This window comes from Streptomyces sp. NPDC046805 (genome assembly GCF_040645355.1).
In the GTDB taxonomy this organism is placed as follows: Bacteria; Actinomycetota; Actinomycetes; order Streptomycetales; family Streptomycetaceae; genus Streptomyces.
On the sequence record NZ_JBEYYC010000001.1, the window covers coordinates 12,317 to 29,520 of the forward strand.

15 protein-coding genes and 2 pseudogenes are annotated in these 17,204 nt (G+C 73.8%); 12 read left to right on the forward strand and 5 right to left on the reverse strand.

The genetic code is table 11. The features are described from left to right. Positions 1-21: 21 nt before the first annotated feature. On the reverse strand, positions 22-1,068 hold the full coding sequence (locus ABZ910_RS00060; protein ID WP_361356678.1) for a DUF2637 domain-containing protein: 1,047 nt from the start codon (positions 1,066-1,068) through the stop codon (positions 22-24). 212 nt (positions 1,069-1,280) lie between these two features. Further along, positions 1,281-2,159 carry a (2Fe-2S)-binding protein gene (locus ABZ910_RS00065; RefSeq protein ID WP_361356681.1) on the reverse strand — a complete coding sequence of 293 codons (879 nt, stop codon included), beginning with the start codon at positions 2,157-2,159 and terminating at the stop codon, positions 1,281-1,283. Between the two features lie 265 nt (positions 2,160-2,424). Between ABZ910_RS00065 and ABZ910_RS00070 the strand changes: the two genes are divergently transcribed. Beyond that, a complete protein-coding gene (locus tag ABZ910_RS00070) occupies positions 2,425-3,189 on the forward strand; it encodes a GntR family transcriptional regulator (RefSeq protein WP_361358053.1) in 765 nt (254 codons plus the stop codon). 87 nt (positions 3,190-3,276) lie between these two features. Here ABZ910_RS00070 and ABZ910_RS00075 read toward each other — a convergent pair whose 3' ends face one another. Both ABZ910_RS00075 and ABZ910_RS00080 read right to left on the reverse strand, forming a co-directional pair. Continuing rightward, positions 3,277-4,071 (reverse strand): hypothetical protein, encoded by a 795-nt coding sequence (locus tag ABZ910_RS00075; RefSeq protein WP_361356684.1) that lies wholly within the window; start codon positions 4,069-4,071, stop codon positions 3,277-3,279. 141 nt (positions 4,072-4,212) lie between these two features. Continuing rightward, positions 4,213-5,895: a PucR family transcriptional regulator ligand-binding domain-containing protein gene (locus ABZ910_RS00080; RefSeq protein ID WP_361356687.1), complete on the reverse strand. Its 1,683-nt coding sequence runs from the start codon at positions 5,893-5,895 to the stop codon at positions 4,213-4,215. 342 nt (positions 5,896-6,237) lie between these two features. On the opposite strand from ABZ910_RS00080, the gene ABZ910_RS00085 reads away from it, so the two are divergent. The 5 genes and pseudogenes from ABZ910_RS00085 to ABZ910_RS00105 all read left to right on the forward strand — a co-directional run. Continuing rightward, positions 6,238-7,137 (forward strand): xanthine dehydrogenase family protein subunit M, encoded by a 900-nt coding sequence (locus tag ABZ910_RS00085; protein WP_361356689.1) that lies wholly within the window; start codon positions 6,238-6,240, stop codon positions 7,135-7,137. Next, a complete protein-coding gene (locus tag ABZ910_RS00090; RefSeq protein ID WP_361356690.1) occupies positions 7,137-7,697 on the forward strand; it encodes a (2Fe-2S)-binding protein in 561 nt (186 codons plus the stop codon). Before ABZ910_RS00085 ends, ABZ910_RS00090 begins: the two co-directional genes overlap by 1 nt. A gap of 2 nt (positions 7,698-7,699) precedes the next feature. Beyond that, positions 7,700-10,081: a molybdopterin cofactor-binding domain-containing protein gene (locus ABZ910_RS00095; RefSeq protein ID WP_361356693.1), complete on the forward strand. Its 2,382-nt coding sequence runs from the start codon at positions 7,700-7,702 to the stop codon at positions 10,079-10,081. Next, positions 10,081-10,197 (forward strand): annotated as a pseudogene (locus tag ABZ910_RS00100) (XdhC family protein); the annotation flags it as partial. The gene ABZ910_RS00095 and the pseudogene ABZ910_RS00100, both read left to right, overlap by 1 nt. A gap of 6 nt (positions 10,198-10,203) precedes the next feature. After that, positions 10,204-10,368, forward strand: a pseudogene (locus ABZ910_RS00105) (XdhC/CoxI family protein); the annotation flags it as partial. Here the strand turns inward: ABZ910_RS00105 and ABZ910_RS00110 are convergent. Further along, positions 10,355-10,795, reverse strand: a complete 441-nt coding sequence (locus ABZ910_RS00110) for an SRPBCC family protein (RefSeq protein ID WP_361356696.1) — start codon at positions 10,793-10,795, stop codon at positions 10,355-10,357. The pseudogene ABZ910_RS00105 and the gene ABZ910_RS00110 sit on opposite strands and share 14 nt — an antisense overlap. A gap of 126 nt (positions 10,796-10,921) precedes the next feature. Between ABZ910_RS00110 and ABZ910_RS00115 the strand changes: the two genes are divergently transcribed. The 6 genes from ABZ910_RS00115 to ABZ910_RS00140 all read left to right on the forward strand — a co-directional run bounded on the left by ABZ910_RS00115 (position 10,922) and on the right by ABZ910_RS00140 (position 17,100). After that, the gene (locus ABZ910_RS00115) at positions 10,922-11,563 is read left to right on the forward strand and encodes a phosphoribosyltransferase family protein (protein WP_361356699.1); all 642 of its coding nucleotides are present in this window, start codon (positions 10,922-10,924) and stop codon (positions 11,561-11,563) included. A gap of 11 nt (positions 11,564-11,574) precedes the next feature. After that, on the forward strand, positions 11,575-12,048 hold the full coding sequence (locus ABZ910_RS00120) for a TIGR03668 family PPOX class F420-dependent oxidoreductase (protein ID WP_361356702.1): 474 nt from the start codon (positions 11,575-11,577) through the stop codon (positions 12,046-12,048). A gap of 183 nt (positions 12,049-12,231) precedes the next feature. Beyond that, a complete protein-coding gene (locus ABZ910_RS00125; protein ID WP_361356705.1) occupies positions 12,232-12,747 on the forward strand; it encodes an ATP-binding protein in 516 nt (171 codons plus the stop codon). Between the two features lie 58 nt (positions 12,748-12,805). After that, complete coding sequence (locus tag ABZ910_RS00130) at positions 12,806-13,999, forward strand: helix-turn-helix transcriptional regulator (protein ID WP_361356708.1); 1,194 nt, start codon at positions 12,806-12,808, stop codon at positions 13,997-13,999. Then, positions 13,986-14,183 carry a DUF397 domain-containing protein gene (locus ABZ910_RS00135; RefSeq protein WP_361356710.1) on the forward strand — a complete coding sequence of 66 codons (198 nt, stop codon included), beginning with the start codon at positions 13,986-13,988 and terminating at the stop codon, positions 14,181-14,183. Before ABZ910_RS00130 ends, ABZ910_RS00135 begins: the two co-directional genes overlap by 14 nt. Positions 14,184-14,307: 124 nt before the next feature. Then, positions 14,308-17,100 (forward strand): BTAD domain-containing putative transcriptional regulator, encoded by a 2,793-nt coding sequence (locus tag ABZ910_RS00140; protein WP_361356713.1) that lies wholly within the window; start codon positions 14,308-14,310, stop codon positions 17,098-17,100. Positions 17,101-17,204 lie beyond the last annotated feature (104 nt).

The following is a 17,204-nucleotide window of genomic DNA, read 5'->3' on the forward strand; positions in this document are numbered from 1 at the left end:
CGCGCCCCGCCAGGCACTGCCCTAGCCGAACTGCTGCTCCAGGTCCTTGAGTTTGCGCTCCAGGGAGTCGAGCCGCGGCAGCGCCGCCGTGTCGTCCTCCGCCGTCAGGTCGACCGTGATCGGATCGGCTCCGCCCCGGACCGGCTGCAGGGAGGGCCTGGTGCGTACGGGCAGTTGCTCCGCCGCGGGTAGGACAGGCTCCGCGGCGGCCTGGGCGGAGGCCCGCTCCAGTGTCGCCTGCGCCTCCGACTGCCGTCCGCCGACGCGGCCGGCGAACCCGCGGTGGCCCCGGCTGATCGCCTTCAGCCGGGCCCGCTCGACCCGGTGCTGCTCGCGCCGCCGCAGCCGGGTCTCGTCCTTCTGCCGCTTGTCGTCGCGCACCTCCTCGACCGCCTCGTCCAGACTGCGCACGCCCTCCAGGAGCATCAGCGACCAGGCCCTGTAGGTCTCCCGAGGAGCCCGCAGCCAGCGCACGATACGGATCTGCGGCAGCGGACGCGGGACCAGACCCTGCTCGCGCAGGGCGGCCCTGCGGGTCTGCTTGAGCGCCCGGTCGAAGAGCACGGCCGCCGACAGGGACATGCCGGAGAAGAACTGTGGCGCGCCGTCGTGGCCGATGCCCCGGGGCGCGTGCACCCAGTTGAACCAGGCCGCGGCGCCCGCGAACGTCCACACGAGGATCCGCGAGCCGAGGGCCGCGTCACCGTGGCTGGCCTCGCGCACGGCGAGCACGGAACAGAACATGGCCGCACCGTCCAGGCCGAACGGCACCAGGTACTCCCAGCCGCCGCCGAGCCCGAGGTTCTGCTCGCCGAAGCCGACCAGGCCGTGGAAGGACAGGGCGGCGGCCACCGCCGCGCAGCAGAACAGCAGCACGTAGGAGGCGGTGCCGTAGACGGCCTCCTTGCGCCTGCGCCGTTCCTCGCTGCGCTCCCACGAGTCGTCCGCGCTCGCGCCGTCCCCGGAGGAGCGCTTGCCGCGCGTGAGCACCGCGACCGCCGCCAGCATGCCCAGGAGCAGCACGGCGCCCGGAAGGAGCCAGTTCAGCGATATGTCGGTCAGTCTCATCAGGGGGGTCCCTTGCCTTGGGGGTAGGGCGTGACGCCCGTCATGGTGGCCCAGACCCGTCGGCCCTCAGGGGGTTTCGGGGCAAGACGCCGCCAAGGAGGTGCAAGGGGTCGACCGGCGGCGTGTTTCACTCGAACTACCGCTTGAGAGAAGGGAGTTGCGTTCGAATAAGGCCATCTGCACGGGTGGTTCCGTGCGGTCCCGGCAGTCCCTCAGGCGGCGGCCGGGGCGGTGAGCTTGCTGATGCGGTCCGCGTCGCAGGTGCGCGGGCAGGTGACGCAGGTGTCCTGCGGCCGCACGGTGTAGAACATGCAGCAGCTCGCCCGGTCCCGGGTGAGGATGGGGGCACCCCCTGCTCGAGCGGAGTCGAGGGCTTGGGGGACGCTCGCTTCGGGTCCCGTCAGCACGCGGAAGGCGGCGGAGCCGACGTACGGCGTGGTCGCCCCCGGCAGCAGCAGCTCCAGTTCGCGCACGGCCCGCGCCCGCTCCGGCTCACCGAGCAGCTGGGCGACGTACCAGAGCCCCTCGACGAGCTCGTCGGTGGCCATGCCCCACAGCGCCCGCCCGCGCCGCCGCATCCGCGGTCCGAACGCGGCGAGCACCGGCTCCAGATGCTCGGCGACCGAGGCCCGCACCCGTGCCCGCAGCGCCTCCTCGTCGGGCACGACGACCGCGCCGGGCAGCGCGGCCGCCGGGTCGCCCGGGAGGCAGGCGAAGGACGCGGCACGGACCGCCATGCGGCCGGCGCCGCGGTCGTACGAGACGTGGGTCACGGGGAGGCGGGGCACCCGGCGGTGCAGGAACCACGGGACCGTGATCAGCAGGCAGGCCGGCCAGGCGTAGCGGCGCAGGCCGAAGCTCGCCACGACGTCCGGGCGGGCCCGCTGCCCGTAGTCCCGGCGCACCTGTGCCTCGTCCCAGGCCAGGAAGGCGTCCAGGTCCGCTCCGCCCTCCGCGAGCGCGGTCGCGCCGACCCAGCCGCCGCCCCGGGGTGCCGGGTCCGCGGGCCCCCGCTCCGCGACGGTCAGTCCGGGGTAGGCCTCCGTGAGGCGGGAGTACGCGGCGGAGAGGGCCGAGGCGGCAGCGGGCATGCGGAACCACCGATCAGTGAGCGCGGGCGGAGCGAGATAAGTAAGCCTTACCTTACCTGTCCTGATCGGAGTTTGAACTGTCGCCTCCTGCGCCTAAGGTGCTTGACGCGCAGGTGGCAACCCGCCGTAATGACCCCAAGTACCGACGTACCGGCAACCCTGGAGGAGGAATCCCGTGAAGCGTGACGCGCACGGCTCCGCCGAGACGGGGGACGCGGGGACGACCGGGGTCCCGGAGTTTTCGGCGGGGAGGCCCCGGGTTCCGGTGCAGCCGCGGCCCGCGGACGCGGCGGACGCCGTCGGTGCCCGCGGCGCCGTGCGCGCCGACCGGGAGCGGGGCGCCGCCCCGCAGGAGGTCCGCGGCGAGCACACCCACAGCGAGCGGCCGATTCCGCGGCCGCGTCCCGTCGTCCAGCGCTCGTCGGTGCGCGGGCAGATCCTGACCGCCCTGCGCACCGCGCTGGTGGCGGGCGAACTGCGGCCCGGTGAGGTCTACTCGGCGCCGGCCCTCGGCGAGCGGTTCGGGGTGTCCGCGACGCCCGTACGGGAGGCCATGCAGCAGCTCGCGCTGGAAGGCGCGGTCGAGGTCGCGCCGAACCGCGGGTTCCGGGTGGTCGAGCGGGGCGCGCGGGAGCTGGCCGAACTGGCCGAGATCCGGGCACTGATCGAGGTGCCGGTCATGCTGCGGCTGGCCCGTACGGTGCCCGCCGAGCGGTGGGCCGAGCTGTGGCCCGTCGCCGAGGAGACCGTGCGCGCCGCGTCCAGCGGCTGCCGGGCGACGTACGCCGAGCGCGACCGCGCCTTCCATCACGCGGTGCTGGCTCTCTCCGGCAACGCGCAGCTGGTCCGCATCGCCGAGGACCTGCACCGGCGGTCCCAGTGGCCTCTGGTCGACAGCCCGGTGCGCCAGGCACGCGCCGACCTCGTCGCGGACGCGGCGGAGCACACGGCCCTGCTGGAGGCGCTGATCGCCGGCGACCTGGACGTGGTGCAGTCGCTGGTGGCGGAACACTTCGCCGGGTCGGCGTAACCCGCCCGTCCGCCGCGGGCGTTCGGGCCCCTGAGCCTCGGGCCCATGCTTCTCGGGCCCGGCGCCTCGGCTCCTGTGTCTCGGGCCCTATGCCGTGGCCGCCTCCGCGGCCGCCCCCGTCGCCGGAGGGGCCAACTGGGCGGCCAGCCACGTCGGTACGCCCCCGAGGAGCTTGAACAGGCGCCGGGCCTCCTCCCGCAGCCGGGACGCCGCCGGCTCCGACTCCGCGTCGGCCAGGGAGACCAGGGCGGGGGCCGTGCCCACCAAGTAGCCCAACTCCTCCCGGATGCGCAGGGATTCGGCGAAGCCGTGCCGGGCCTCGGCCAACTCGCCGTCCCGCAGGGAGAGTCCGGCGAGATGGCGCCAGGTGAAGGACAGCAGCAGCGGGTCCGCGTTGGCGGCCGCACCCGCGTGGGCGCGGCGGTACGCGGCGCGGGCCGCCTGGGGGGAGTGGGCCAGGTTCTGGGCTAGCAGGCCGCGGCGGAAGTCCAGCAGGGCCCGGCCCGGCGCGCCCGGCGCAATCAGCGCCGCCGCCCGGCCCAGCGCCGCCCTCGCCTCGTCCGCCCGGTCCCGCACCCCGTGCAGCGTGGCGGCGTACGCGAGCTGACCGCGTTCACAGGCGGCCGCGCCCCGCTCCTCGTCGCTCCGCGCCAGCGCCTCGGCCGTACGCAGCGCGTCCTCGGCGTCCTCCCAGCCGCGCTCGGTGTACAGGCACCGCTCGGTCAGCAGGGTGACCCGCTGCAGGGCGGCCGCCGCGGTGTCCGGCCGGAGCAGGGTGGCCGCGTCGACCCAGCAGGCCCGCGAGCGCAGCCGCCATACCGCGGTCTGGAGCGGATCGTCACTGGTGGTCGTTCCGTTTCCAGACATGGCGGAATGCGCCACGTTGCCCTCCCCGAGCGCGCCGTCGAGCTGTTGAGTGGTGGCGGCATTCCAGCACCGATCACCGGGTGGGGCCAAGGGGCTGGGTGAAGGATTTCACAAAGTCGTGGGGCGGGGAGGCGGGCCCGGGAGGCCCCCGTGACCTCAACTCATGCGCAGCGCAAGGAAGAAGTCGAGCTTGTCCTCCAGGCGCGACAGGTCTCGGCCCGTCAACTGCTCGATGCGGCCCACCCGATAGCGCAGCGTGTTCACGTGCAGGTGGAGGCGGGTGGCGCAGCGGGTCCAGGAGCCGTCGCTGTCCAGGAACGCCTCCAGCGTCGGGATGAGTTCGGCGCGGTGGCGGCGGTCGTAGTCGCGCAGCGGGTCCAGCAGACGGGCGGTGAAGGCGCGGCGGACGTCGTCCGGCACGAACGGGAGCAGCAACACGTGCGAGGCCAGCTCCTGGTGGCCGGCCGCGCTCACCCGGCCGGGGCGCGCGGCCGCGACGCGCCGGGCGTGCCGCGCCTCCTCCAGGGCGCCGCGCAGTCCCTCCGCCGAGTGCACGGCCGCGCTGACGCCGATCGTGACCCGCCCGTCGTCGCTGAGCCCGGCCGACAGCGGGGCCCGTACGGACTCCAGGAGCGCGTCGGCGAGGATCCCGGTCTCCGATCCGTCGTGCTCGGCGGAGACGGCCGAGACGGCCGGGAGTGGCACCAGCGCCACGGCCTCGTCCCCGAGGTGGGCCACGGCGACGCGGTCGGCCGGCTCGGGCCCGGTGGCGAGGGGGTCGGCCAGGATCTCCTCCAGCAGCGACTGGACGGTCGCGGCACCGCCCTCGCCCTTGGCGTCCTCCCCCTCGACGCGTGCCACGACCATCTGCCAGTGCGGGGCGGCACCGAGCCCGGGCAGCAGCACCGGAGCCGCGACGCGCAGGCGCGCGGCGATCTCGGCCGGCGGCGCGGCCGCCTGCACCAGTTCGAGGATCTCCTGCGCGAGCCGTCGCCGCACCGTGCGCGCCGCCTCCCGCCGGTCCCGCTCCACCGCGATCAGCTGGGTGACGCCCTGGAGCAGGTCCAGCCGCTCCTCCGGCCATTCCCCGGCGTCCGCCTCGACGGCCAGCAGCCAGTCCGCCAGCAGCGTCTCGCGGGCTTCCCGGGCGTCCTGCGGGGTGCGGCCGCCGCGTATCGGGAAGAGCGAGTACGTCGTCCCGTCCACCACCGTGCGATGCGGCCCGGGCCGGCCGGTGCGAGTGGCCGCCAACTGCTCGGCGGCCAGCCGGGCGCAGGTCTCGGCGGGCAGCCCCGGGCCCGCGACCTTGGTGCCCGCTATCAGGCGGCCGGTGGGGGAGAGCACCCAGGCCCGCAGGTCCAGGTCGGAGCCGAGGAGGTCCAGGACCACGTCCGGGCCGCCGCCCGCCGGGCCGGAGGTCATCATCCGGCGGTGCCGCTCGACCACGGCGGCGAGGTCCCCGGCCCGCTCGCCGGACACCTGCCGTACGACGTGCTCGGTGATCGCCGCGAACGCCACCGACTCGTCCACCGCGAACAGCGGCAGCCGGTGCCGGGCGCAGGCCACCACGAGGTCGTCCGGTACGCCGGCCAGCTCGGCCTCGCCGGCCGCGAGCGCCACCACCCCGTTCTGCACCAGGATCTGCACGAACCGCTCGGAGTCCGCGGCGTCGCGCCGCCAGGCCAGACCCGTCAGGACGAGCTCACCGCCCGAGAGATATCGGCTGGGGTCCCGCAGGTCGGTGGTCATCACGCCCTGCACGGTCCGGTCCAGCTCGTCCTCGCCGCCGAGCAGCCGCAGGCCCAGCGCGTCGGTGTCCAGCAGTGCGCGCAGCCGCATTCTCGTCGCCGCCGTTCTTTGTCTCGAAATCTACGATGAATCCTGGTGGGAGCCGCGGGAGTGACCCGACGACCGGGACGTGAGCCGCACGCTTCGATGGCCAGGCTGTTTCCTGTGTTTCCACGCGAAAACGGAGGGGTTTCCGATGACCTCCGTTCATACGAATCTACAAGATGCCCGCCCTGGCCAGCCAACTCCTTCATGGTTTCGGTGACTGACCCCGTCGGAGTACGGCGCTGTGTACTGACCCCGCCCCGCGTAAACAGCACATGACGAGCCGGGACCGCCGCAGACGGATCGGCTCGATCCGGACGATCCTCGAAACGAAGCAGAGAGCCGGTCATGGACTTCCTTCGCCCCGCCAGCTGGGAGGAGGCGCTCGCCGCGAAGGCCGAGCACCCCACCGCCGTGCCCATCGCGGGTGGCACCGACGTGATGGTCGAGATCAACTTCGACCACCGCCGGCCCGCGCACCTCCTCGACCTCAACCGTGTCGCAGACCTCTACGAATGGGAGGCCGCCGCGGAGGACGGGGACACCCTACGCCTCGGCGCCGCCGTCCCCTACACCCGGATCATGGAGCACCTCCGCACCGAGCTGCCGGGCCTCGCCCTCGCCTCGCACACCGTCGCCTCGCCGCAGATCCGCAACCGCGGCAGCGTCGGCGGCAACCTCGGCACCGCCTCCCCGGCCGGCGACGCCCACCCCGCCCTGCTGGCGGCCGGCGCCGACGTCGAGGCGGCTTCGGTGCGCGGCACCCGCCTGATCCCCATCGACGACTTCTACACCGGCGTCAAGCGCAACGCGCTCGCCCCCGACGAGCTGATCCGGGCCGTGCGCATCAGGAAGGCCGACGGGCCGCAGCAGTTCTCCAAGGTCGGCACCCGCAACGCGATGGTGATCGCGGTCTGCGCCTTCGGCGTCGCCCTGCACCCCCGCACCCGCACGGTCCGCACCGGCATCGGCTCGGCCGCCCCCACGCCCGTCCGCGCCAGGGCCGCCGAGGAATTCCTGAACGCGGCGCTCGACGAGGGCGGCCTCTGGGACAGCGGCAAGGCCATCCCGCCGTCGGCCCTCAAGCAGTTCGCGCAGCTGTGCGCCGCCGCCTGCAACCCCATCGACGACGTCCGGGGCACCGCGGACTACCGCCGCCACGCGGTCGGCGTCATGGCCCGCCGGACACTCACCTGGACCTGGGAGTCGTACCGCGGCACCCGCCGCACCTCGGAGGGAGTCGCCTGATGCGCGTCCACTTCACCGTCAACGGGCGTCCGCAGGAGGCCGACGACGTCTGGGAGGGCGAGAGCCTGCTCTACGTCCTGCGCGAGCGCCTCGGCCTGCCCGGCTCCAAGAACGCCTGCGAGCAGGGCGAGTGCGGCTCCTGCACGGTCCGCCTGGACGGCGTGCCGGTGTGCGCCTGCCTGGTCGCCGCGGGGCAGGCCGAAGGCCGCGAGGTCGTCACGGTCGAGGGGCTCGCCGAGTACGCCGGGCAGCGCTCCCGCGGGACGGGCGCCGGCGGCACGTCGCTCCAGGAGGCCCAGCGGTGGGAGGCCGCACCGAGCCGCCCGGGCGCCGAACTCTCCCCGGTCCAGCAGGCGTTCATCGACGCCGGCGCCGTCCAGTGCGGCTTCTGCACCCCGGGCCTGCTGGTCGCCGCCGACGAGCTGCTGGAGCGCACCCCGAACCCCGCCGACGCCGACATCCGCGAGGCCCTGTCGGGCAACCTGTGCCGCTGCACCGGCTACGAGAAGATCATGGACGCGGTCCGGCTGGCGGCCGCCCGGCAGTCCGAGGGGGTCTGACCATGCCCAACGGTGCGCCCACGAAGATCACCCAGGGTTCGCTGACCAAGGGCGGCGTCGGCGAGTCGACGCTCCGCCCGGACGGCGTCCTCAAGGTCACCGGCGAGTTCGCGTACGCGTCCGACATGTGGCACGAGGACATGCTCTGGGGCCAGATCCTGCGCTCGCCCGTCGCCCACGCCGCCATCGTGTCGATCGACACGAGCGAGGCCCTCGCCACGCCCGGCGTGTACGCCGTCATGACGTACGACGACCTGCCGGCCGACGTGAGGCACTACGGCCTGGAGATCCAGGACACCCCCGTCCTGGCCCACGGCAAGGTGCGTCACCACGGCGAACCGGTCGCCCTCGTCGCCGCCGACCACCCCGAGACCGCCCGCCGCGCCGCCGCCAGGATCAGGGTCGAGTACCGCGAGCTGCCCCTCGTCACCGACGAGGCCTCCGCGACCGCCCCGGACGCCCCCCTCCTCCACGAGCACCGCACCGACTTCCACGCCGCCCACGTCCCGCACCCGAACGTCCTGCACCGTCAGCCGGTCGTCCGCGGCGACGTGGCGGAGGCCGCGCGGCGGGCCGACGTGATCGTCAGGGGCGAGTACCACTTCGGCATGCAGGACCAGGCCTTCCTCGGCCCGGAGTCCGGGCTCGCCGTGCCGGAGGAGGACGGCGGTGTCCACCTCTACATCGCCACCCAGTGGCTGCACGCCGACCTGCGCCAGATCGCCCCGGTGCTCGGACTGCCCGAGGACAAGGTCCGGATGACGCTGTCCGGGGTCGGCGGCGCGTTCGGCGGCCGCGAGGACCTGTCGATGCAGATCCACGCCTGCCTGCTGGCCCTGCGCACCGGCAAGCCCGTCAAGATCGTCTACAACCGCTTCGAGTCCTTCTTCGGCCATGTCCACCGCCACCCGGCCAAGCTGGTCTACGAGCACGGGGCGACCAACGACGGCAAGCTCACCCACGTCAAGGCCCGCATCGTCCTGGACGGCGGCGCGTACGCCTCCTCCAGCCCGGCCGTCGTCGGCAACGCCGCCTCCCTGGGCGTCGGCCCGTACGTCGTCGACGACGTCGACATCGAGGCCCTCGCCCTCTACACCAACAACCCGCCCTGCGGCGCCATGCGCGGCTTCGGCGCGGTCCAGGCGTGCTTCGCGTACGAGGCGCAGATGGACAAGGTGGCCCGGCAACTCGGCATGGAACCCGTGGAGTTCAGGCAGCTCAACGCCATGGAGCAGGGCAGCGTCATGCCGACCGGCCAGCGCGTCGACTCCCCGGCCCCCGTCGCCGAACTCCTGCGCCGAGTCAAGGCGTTGCCGCTGCCGCCGGAGCGCGAGTGGGAGAGCAGCGAGGGCGTGGACGTACGGCAGCTGCCCGGCGGCCTGTCCAACACCACGCACGGTGAAGGCGTCGTACGGGGCATCGGCTACGCGGTGGGCATCAAGAACGTCGGCTTCTCCGAGGGCTTCGACGACTACTCCACCGCCAGGGTCCGCATGGAGGTCGTCGCGGGCGAGCCCGTCGCCACCGTGCACACGGCGATGGCGGAGGTCGGCCAGGGCGGCACCACCGTCCACGCGCAGATCGCCCGCACCGAGCTCGGCGTGGCCCGCGTGACCATCCATCCCGCCGACACCCGCGTGGGCAGCGCCGGTTCGACCTCGGCCTCACGGCAGACGTACGTCACCGGCGGCGCCGTGAAGCACGCCTGCGAGCTGGTGCGCGCGAAGGTGGTGGAGCTCGGGCGGCGCAAGTACGGTGCGTACCACCCCGCTTGGGCCACCGCCGAACTGCTCCTGGAGGGCGGCAAGGTGGTCACCGACGGCGGCGAGGTGCTCGCCACCCTGGTGGACGTCCTCGGCGACGAGGCCGTCGAGGTGGAGCGGGAGTGGCGCCACCGGCCGACCGAGCCCTTCGACCGGCGCACCGGACAGGGCGACGGCCACGTCCAGTACAGCTTCGCCGCGCACCGCGCCGTCGTCGAGGTCGACACCGAACTCGGCCTGGTCAAGGTCATCGAGCTGGCCTGCGCCCAGGACGTCGGCAAGGCGCTCAACCCGCTGTCGGTCGAGGGCCAGATCCAGGGCGGCACGACCCAGGGCCTGGGCATCGCCGTCATGGAGGAGATCGTCGTCGACCCGAAGACCGCGAAGGTCCGCAACCCCTCCTTCACGGACTACCTCATCCCCACCATCCTCGACACCCCGACCATCCCGGTCGACGTGCTCGAACTCGCCGACCACCACGCCCCGTACGGGTTGCGCGGCGTCGGCGAGGCACCCACGCTGTCGTCGACTCCCGCCGTACTGGCGGCGATTCGCGATGCCACGGGCCTGGAGCTCGACCGGACGCCGGTGCGCCCCGAGCACCTGACGGGCACGGCCTGATGCTGGACATCGCCGGGGAACTGCAATGGGCCGAGCAGGGGCGTGACTTCGCCGTGGCCACCGTGGTGGCCGCCGGCGGCAGCGCGCCCCGCCGGCCCGGCGCCGCCCTCGCCGTGGACGCCATCGGCCTGGACCTCGGCGCCCGTACACCCGAGGAGACGGCCCTGTCGATCGCGTCGGAGATCGTCGCCGGCGCGCGCGGCGGCAGCGGCGCCTCGCTGACCGGGGGACGTATGCCCATCCACCATGAGGTGTCGTCGGCGCCGCCCCGCCTCACGCCCGTCTGAGCAGTGCGTTCAGCGCGCGCCCGAACACCGCTCGGCCCGCGGCGCCCACGAGCGGGTCGAAGAACCCCGGCACGAACCGCAGCCGCAGCTCCTCCCGCCAGATCACCCGCGCCCGGCCGCCCGGCCCCGGGCGCACCTCGATCTCGGCCCAGCCCAGCACGACCCGGCCCCGCTTGACCAGGCGGACCAGACCGGGCACGCCGTCCGCCGGCGGTCGCCACACGGTGACCTCCATCCGGTCGTCGAAGCCGAGCGGGCCGCATGCCGAGCGGGCCACGACGACCGTGCCCACGCGCGTCGGCGGGGGAGTGGCCGTGGTGACGCGGGTCAGCGGGACCACGTCGCCGTGCCGGGACCACTCAGTGAGCCGGCGCCAGGCCTCGTCGGGGGACAGGGGCGCCGTACGGACGAGATGGAAGGTGACCACGCAACGATCTTAGGGAAGCGGAGCCCCCTGAGCAGGGCGCGCGCGGCGAGGGCCCCGCACGCCGTATCGCCGCGCGCCGTATCACCATGGAAGGGGAGGCCGACCTCCGCCGGGGAGTGAGGACCCATGCGCTTCCAGAACCGAAAGCAGGCCGGGCGGGAACTCGCCGAGCAGCTGTGCGTCCGGCAGGAGAAGGGCGAGCTGCCCGACCCCGTCGTCCTGGCGCTGCCCCGGGGCGGCGTCGCGGTGGCCGTGGAGGTCGCGCGGGCGCTCGGCGCACCGCTCGACGTGCTGCTCGTCCGCAAGATCGGCGCCCCGCACCACCAGGAGTTCGGCGTCGGCGCGATCGTCGGCGACGACCCTCCGCTGTACGACGCGGAGACGCTGGACCTGCTCGGCCTGAGCGAGGAGTCCCTCGCCTCCGCGGTCGAACGGGAGCGGAAGGAACTGCACCGCCGCGAGCAGCGCTACCGCCAGGGCCGCCCGCCGCCCGCCCTCGAAGGACGCACGGTCATCGTCGTCGACGACGGTCTGGCCACCGGCTCGACCGCCCGCGCCGCGCTGCGCCACGTGCGACGCAGGGCGCCCGGGCGTCTCGTCCTGGCCGTCCCCGTCGGCGCACCCGAGTCCCTCGGCACGCTGAGCGCCGAGGCCGACGACGTGCTCTGCCTCTACGCTCCGTACTCCTTCAGCGCGGTCGGCCAGTGGTACGACGACTTCGGGCAACTCTCGGACGCCGACGTGCTCGACGCGCTCTACGGGCGCTGAGGAGGCCGGGGGTGCCCGCGATGTCGGCGGACGAGGCGCGGCGGCGGTTCGCCGGTGCCCGGGTGGCGCGGCTGGCGACCGTGGACGAGTCGGGCCGTCCGCACCTGGTGCCGGTCGTGTTCGCGCAGAGTGCCACGGGCGGCACCGACCGCATCGTGACCGCCGTCGACCACAAACCGAAGACCACCGTCCGGCTGAAGCGGCTGCGCAACATCGCCGCTCACCCGTCCGTGTGCCTGCTGGTGGACGCGTACGACGACGAGGACTGGGACCGGCTGTGGTGGGTACGGGCCGACGGCGAGGCACACGTCCTGCCTCCCGATGCGGCGGACCTGTCGGAACGGGCCGCGTACGCGACCGCCGTCGCCCACCTGCGCGACAAGTACCCGCCGTACCGGAACCGGCCGCCGACCGGCCCGTTGATCGTGATCGCCGTCCGCCGCTGGACCGGCTGGCGCGCCTCGGCCCGCGACGGGGCGCGCTGAAGCGGCGGCACCCGCGGACCGCCGGACCTCGCGGCCCGCCGCGCGCTTACCGCCGATCTACCACCGCTCGCCCCGCATCCCGCATCGTGCTCCTCACGGGCTGTCGGCGGCGCCTCGTCCGGAGGGCCATCGATCACGGGACGTCGCGTCGGCCCACCACGCCGCCCACTCCGGGGAGCCGACATGACCTCTCTTGACTTCGAAGCGGGATGGTGGAGAACCGTCGGTGGTGGCGACGCAGCGAGGGGCGTGCCGAACGTCCCGTGCGCCGACTGCGACCTGGCCTTCACCCGGCATCTGCACCTCCATCTGCTCCCGGCGCCGGAGGAGGTGCGCAAGATACGTCAGGCGGTCCGTACCGCCCTGTTCGCATGGGGCTGTCCGTCCTGGGCCGTCGACGACAGCGTGCTGCTCGCCAGCGAGTTGGTCGGCAACGCGGTCAGGCACGGGCCCGACACCTGGATCACGGTGAACTTGCTGCAGGCCGGCGACCGGCTGCTCCTGGAGGTCACCGACGCGTCCTCCGTACGCCCCGCGGTCCAGCAGGCCGACACCGCGGACGAGCAGGGCCGCGGGATGTATCTCGTGCAGGCGGTCGCGTCGGCATGGGGTGCGCGTCGGGACGCCCGCGGCGGCAAGACCACGTGGTGCACGCTCGCGCTCGACGGCAACCCCGACGAGGCGAAACCGCTGAACTGATGCGCCGCACTGATGCCGGCGCCCTCGCCGACCGCGCGGGCGCCCACGAGGAGGTCGAGTGAACGGCGGAACGCACGACAGGGACCGGGGCGCGCCCGCACCCCGGGACGCCAGCCTCTACCGATGGGACATCCATCACATCTCCGACAACGGCCACCAGCACGGGCCGTGCGGCACCTGTACGACCGAGGCCTGTGCGCGCGCCTGCACCGAGGCGGCCCTGTCCGCCACCGTCGGTCCGGGCACGTACGCCTGGGGGCTGCTCAGCCGGATGCCGGCGGCGCCGACCGGGCCGGGTGCGGCGTGGCTCCGCACTCCGCTGGCCTGGGCGGCGCCGGGACCGGACGGCACGGTCACCTGGCTGCCGCACGGCGGCCGGCAGGACGGCACGGAGGAGGCCGGAGACGAGCCGACGGCGACGGCGCCGCCCCCCGTCCGCAGCATCTCGTCCCAACTGACCCGATTCGGGGGCGAGATACGGCGGTACCGCATCCTGGCCGGACTCGGCCGAAGTGAGTTCGCCGAGCGGGCGCACTGCACATCCGAGTTGGTCGCGCGCATCGAGACCGCCCGGGAGATGCCCTCGCGTGCGTTCGCCCAGCAGGCCGACCGGTTGCTCGGCGGGGACGGCGCGCTGGTGGGACTGTGGCCCGCACTCATCCGCGGCGCTTACCCGGACTGGTTCTGGAAGGTCATCGAGCTGGAACAACAGGCCACCTTCATCCAGGAGTTGGAGACGGTCGCCGTTCCCGGCCTGCTGCAGACGGACGCCTACGCGCGCGCACTCTTCACCGCCGCCAACCCGGTGGCCACGAAGCTGCGGATCGACCAGCTCGTGGCCGCTCGCATCGACCGGCAGCGCCTGCTCACCCGGCCGGAACCGCCGCAGCTCGTGATCACGCTGGACGAGGGGGTGCTGCGCCGGCACATCGGCGGAAGAGCCGTCGTCGGCGAGCAGTTGGGGCATCTGCTGCGCAGTGCCGACCTGCCGAAGGTGCACCTTCAGGTGCTCCCGTTCAGCGTGCGGGACCACCCCGGCGGCATGACGCCGTTCCGGGTGATGGGGTTTTGCGAAGGCCCGGACGTGGTCTACGGGGAGACGTTCATGGGCGGTCGGACGACCCACGACTCCGAACAGGTCCAGCAGCACAAGCTGGCCTTCAGCCTCATCCAGTCCAAGGCGCTCTCCCGCGACGACTCACGTGTGTTCATACGCGAGCTGAAGAAGGAGATCGAACGTGGATCAGACTGACCCCCTGTGGCGGAAGAGCAGCTACAGCATGGGAAACGGCGGCAACTGCGTAGAAGTGGCGGACGGCGAGCGCTCCACCCGGGTGCGGGACAGCAAGGATCCCGGCGGGCCGGTCCTCGCGTTCGGCCGCGCACCGTGGCGGCGCTTCGTCACGGCCCTCGGCCGCGACGCGACAGAAGACTGATGCGGATGTTGCATCAACCTCCTTGCGTTGCAGGGGAGTTGAACAGGAGAATTGCGGACTCCCGCGCTCCGCTCCCGTCGCTTCCGGAAGGGACCGGGCCGGGTGACGACGTACGGAGTGTGGTGTGCGGTATCGGATACTCGGGCCGCTCGGGCTGTGGCGCGGCGGCGAGCGGATCCCGCTGTCCGCGGCGAAGTGGCGGATGCTCCTCGCGGTGCTCCTGTGCGACGCCAACCAGGTGGTCTCCACGGGCCGGCTGGTCGAGGAGCTGTGGGGCCCGAAGCCGCCGCAGAGTGTCAGCAAGCTCCTGCAGGGCTATGTCTCGCGGGTGCGGCGCGCGCTGGGCGACGAGGCGGGGCAGCTGCTGGTGACGCACGTCCACGGCTACCGTGCGCACGGCTACCGGCTGGTCGTGGGCCCGGACGAGGTCGACGCGCACAGGTTCGTGGAACTGATCAGGCAGGGCGGCCGGGAACTCGACCGGGGCTCGGCCGAGGCGGCCGCCACCCGGCTCGGCGAGGCGCTGGACCTGTGGCGCGACGCCCCCTTCGCCGACGTACCGCCGACTCCCGTGCTGGAGGCCGAGGCCACCCGGCTGGCGGCGGCCCGCCTCCAGGCGCAGGAACTGCTCGTCGAGGCGCGGCTGCGACTCGGCCGCCACGACGCCGTGCTCGACGAGGTCGAGGCGCTGGTCGCCGAACACCCGCTCCGTGAGGGGCTGCGAGGCCAGCTCATGCTGGCGCTGTACCGGGCCGGACGGCAGGCCGACGCGCTGGCCGCCTACCGGGATCTGCGGCAGGGGCTCGCCGAGGAGCTGGGCATCGAACCGGGCCCGTCGCTGCAGCAGTTGCACCAGCGGATCCTCACCGCCGACAGCGCGCTGCTCCTCGCACCCGAGCCGGCCGCCGACCGCCCCGAGACCCCCGTACGGCCGCCGCCCCTGGTGCCCAAGGAGCTGCCCCACGTCAGCACCGCCTTCATCGGGCGGGCCGGGGAGAGTTCGGTGCTGCTCAAGCTGCTGGAGCGCGGCGGTGAGGGACAGGTGGCGATCGCCGCGATCGACGGGACCAGCGGGGTCGGCAAGTCCGCCCTGGCGATCCACACCGCCCACCGGCTCGCCGACCGCTTCCCGGACGGCCAGTTCTATGTCGACCTGCACGGCGCCACGGTCGGGCTGACCCCGCTGGAACCGCACGAGGTGCTGGGCCGGTTCCTCAGCACCCTCGGTGTGCCGGGGGTGGCCGTCCCCGCCAACACCGACGAGGCGGCCGCCAAGTTCCGCACCCTGGTCGCCGACCGCCGTCTGCTCGTCGTACTGGACAACGCCGCGAACGCCGACCAGGTCCGCCCGCTGCTGCCCGCCGGACCGGCCTGCGCCGTGCTGATCACCAGCCGGGAGATGCTCACCGCCCTCGAAGGCGCCACCCATCTGCATCTCGGCGTCATGTTCCACGACCAGGCGACGGCACTGCTGGAGCGGCTCGTCGGCGCGGAGCGGATCGCGGCCGAGCCCGACGCCGCGGACGCCATCGTCAGGATGTGCGGCGGGCTGCCGCTCGCGCTGCGGATCGTCGGCGCCCGGCTGGCGGCGCGCCCGAGCTGGCCCCTGAGCGCGTTCGCCGAGCGGCTGACCGACGCCCAGAGCCGCCTCGACGAGATCAGGGTCGGCGACGTGTCGGTGCGCGCCGGCTTCCACGCGAGCTACGACGCGATCCGCCGCAGCGGCAACCCCGTCGACCGGGCCGCCGCGCGTGCCTTCCGGCTGCTCGGAGTGGTGCCGGGGACGCACATGAGCCTGCACGCCTCGGCCGCGCTGCTCGGAGTGCCCGCCGGGCAGGCCGAGGACGCGCTGGAACGGCTCGTGGACGCACATCTGCTGCACAGCCCGGCCCCCGCCCGCTACCAGATGCACGACCTGCTGCGCCTGTTCGCGCGCGAGCAGGTGCGCGCGGAGGAACCGGCCGCCGAGCGGGAGCGGGCCCTGGAACGGGTGCTGGGGTTCTATCTCGCCACGGCACGGCAGGCGGCGGGCTTCCTCGACGTACCGCCGCAGCCGGCCCCGCGATCGCCGGAGCCCTCGCACACCGACGACGCTCTCACCGCCGGCCTCCCGAGGACCCGGATCACCAGCCGTCGCGCGGCCGAGGCCTGGCTGGACAGCGAGCGCGCGAACCTGATGGCCGCCGTCACGCACGCCGCCACCCGGTCCGACGCCGCGGCGCGCCTCGCGGTGGGGCTGACGAGGCCGCTGCAGTGGTACCTCTACCCGCAGGCCCGCGCCCCCGAGTTGTGGACCCTGGGCGAGCTGGCCGTCCGCACCGCACGCCGCCTCGGCGACCGCGGCAGCGAGGCGTGGGGCCTCGACCAGCTGTCCGCCGTGTACTGGCTGCACAGTCGCTACGACGAGATGCGCGCGTGCCTCGAGGCGGCGCTGGCGATCTGGCGCGAGATCGGCGACCGCGCGGGCGAGCTGCGTTCGCTGGGCAACCTCGGCGACGCACTGGCCGAACTGGAGCTCTACGAGGACGCGGTGGCCGTCCAGCGGCGGCAGCTCACCGTGGCCCGCGAGACGGGTGATCGCCTCCCCCAGGTGACGTGCCTGGGCGGTCTCGGGCGCGCGTACCGGGGGCTGGGCCGTGCGGAGGAGGCCCTGGAGTGCCTTCAGGAGAGCCTGCGGCTGGCGGGCGAGCTCGGCGACCGGACCCTGCAGGGCCTGGCCCTGCACGAGATCAGCCTCGTCTACGTCGACCTCGGCAGACTCCAGGAGGCACGCGAACACCTCAGCCGCACGGTCGACTTGGGCGGCGGGGGCACCAGCGCGTACGTGAGCTGGCGCGGACACGCGTGGAGCGCGTTCTTCCCGGCCTTCCTGAAACTGCGGACGGGCCCCGAGTCCCTTGACCCGCCGCCGCTCTGACGCACCGCGGGAACCCGCGATCTACCGCCGCTCTACCGGTCGCGCGCAGAGTGGGAGCACCACCGGTGCCAGGCGCGCGCAACGTCCAGGGAGGTGCCGCCACC

Excerpts from the sequence above, each read along its gene's own strand:
- ABZ910_RS00065 (WP_361356681.1), bottom strand. The coding sequence starts at position 2,159 with ATGCCCGCTGCCGCCTCGGCCCTCTCCGCCGCGTACTCCCGCCTCACG.
- ABZ910_RS00095 (WP_361356693.1), top strand. The coding sequence starts at position 7,700 with ATGCCCAACGGTGCGCCCACGAAGATCACCCAGGGTTCGCTGACCAAG.
- ABZ910_RS00115 (WP_361356699.1), top strand. The coding sequence starts at position 10,922 with ATGCGCTTCCAGAACCGAAAGCAGGCCGGGCGGGAACTCGCCGAGCAG.
- ABZ910_RS00060 (WP_361356678.1), bottom strand. The coding sequence starts at position 1,068 with ATGAGACTGACCGACATATCGCTGAACTGGCTCCTTCCGGGCGCCGTG.
- ABZ910_RS00125 (WP_361356705.1), top strand. The coding sequence starts at position 12,232 with ATGACCTCTCTTGACTTCGAAGCGGGATGGTGGAGAACCGTCGGTGGT.
- ABZ910_RS00085 (WP_361356689.1), top strand. The coding sequence starts at position 6,238 with ATGGACTTCCTTCGCCCCGCCAGCTGGGAGGAGGCGCTCGCCGCGAAG.
- ABZ910_RS00090 (WP_361356690.1), top strand. The coding sequence starts at position 7,137 with ATGCGCGTCCACTTCACCGTCAACGGGCGTCCGCAGGAGGCCGACGAC.
- ABZ910_RS00080 (WP_361356687.1), bottom strand. The coding sequence starts at position 5,895 with ATGCGGCTGCGCGCACTGCTGGACACCGACGCGCTGGGCCTGCGGCTG.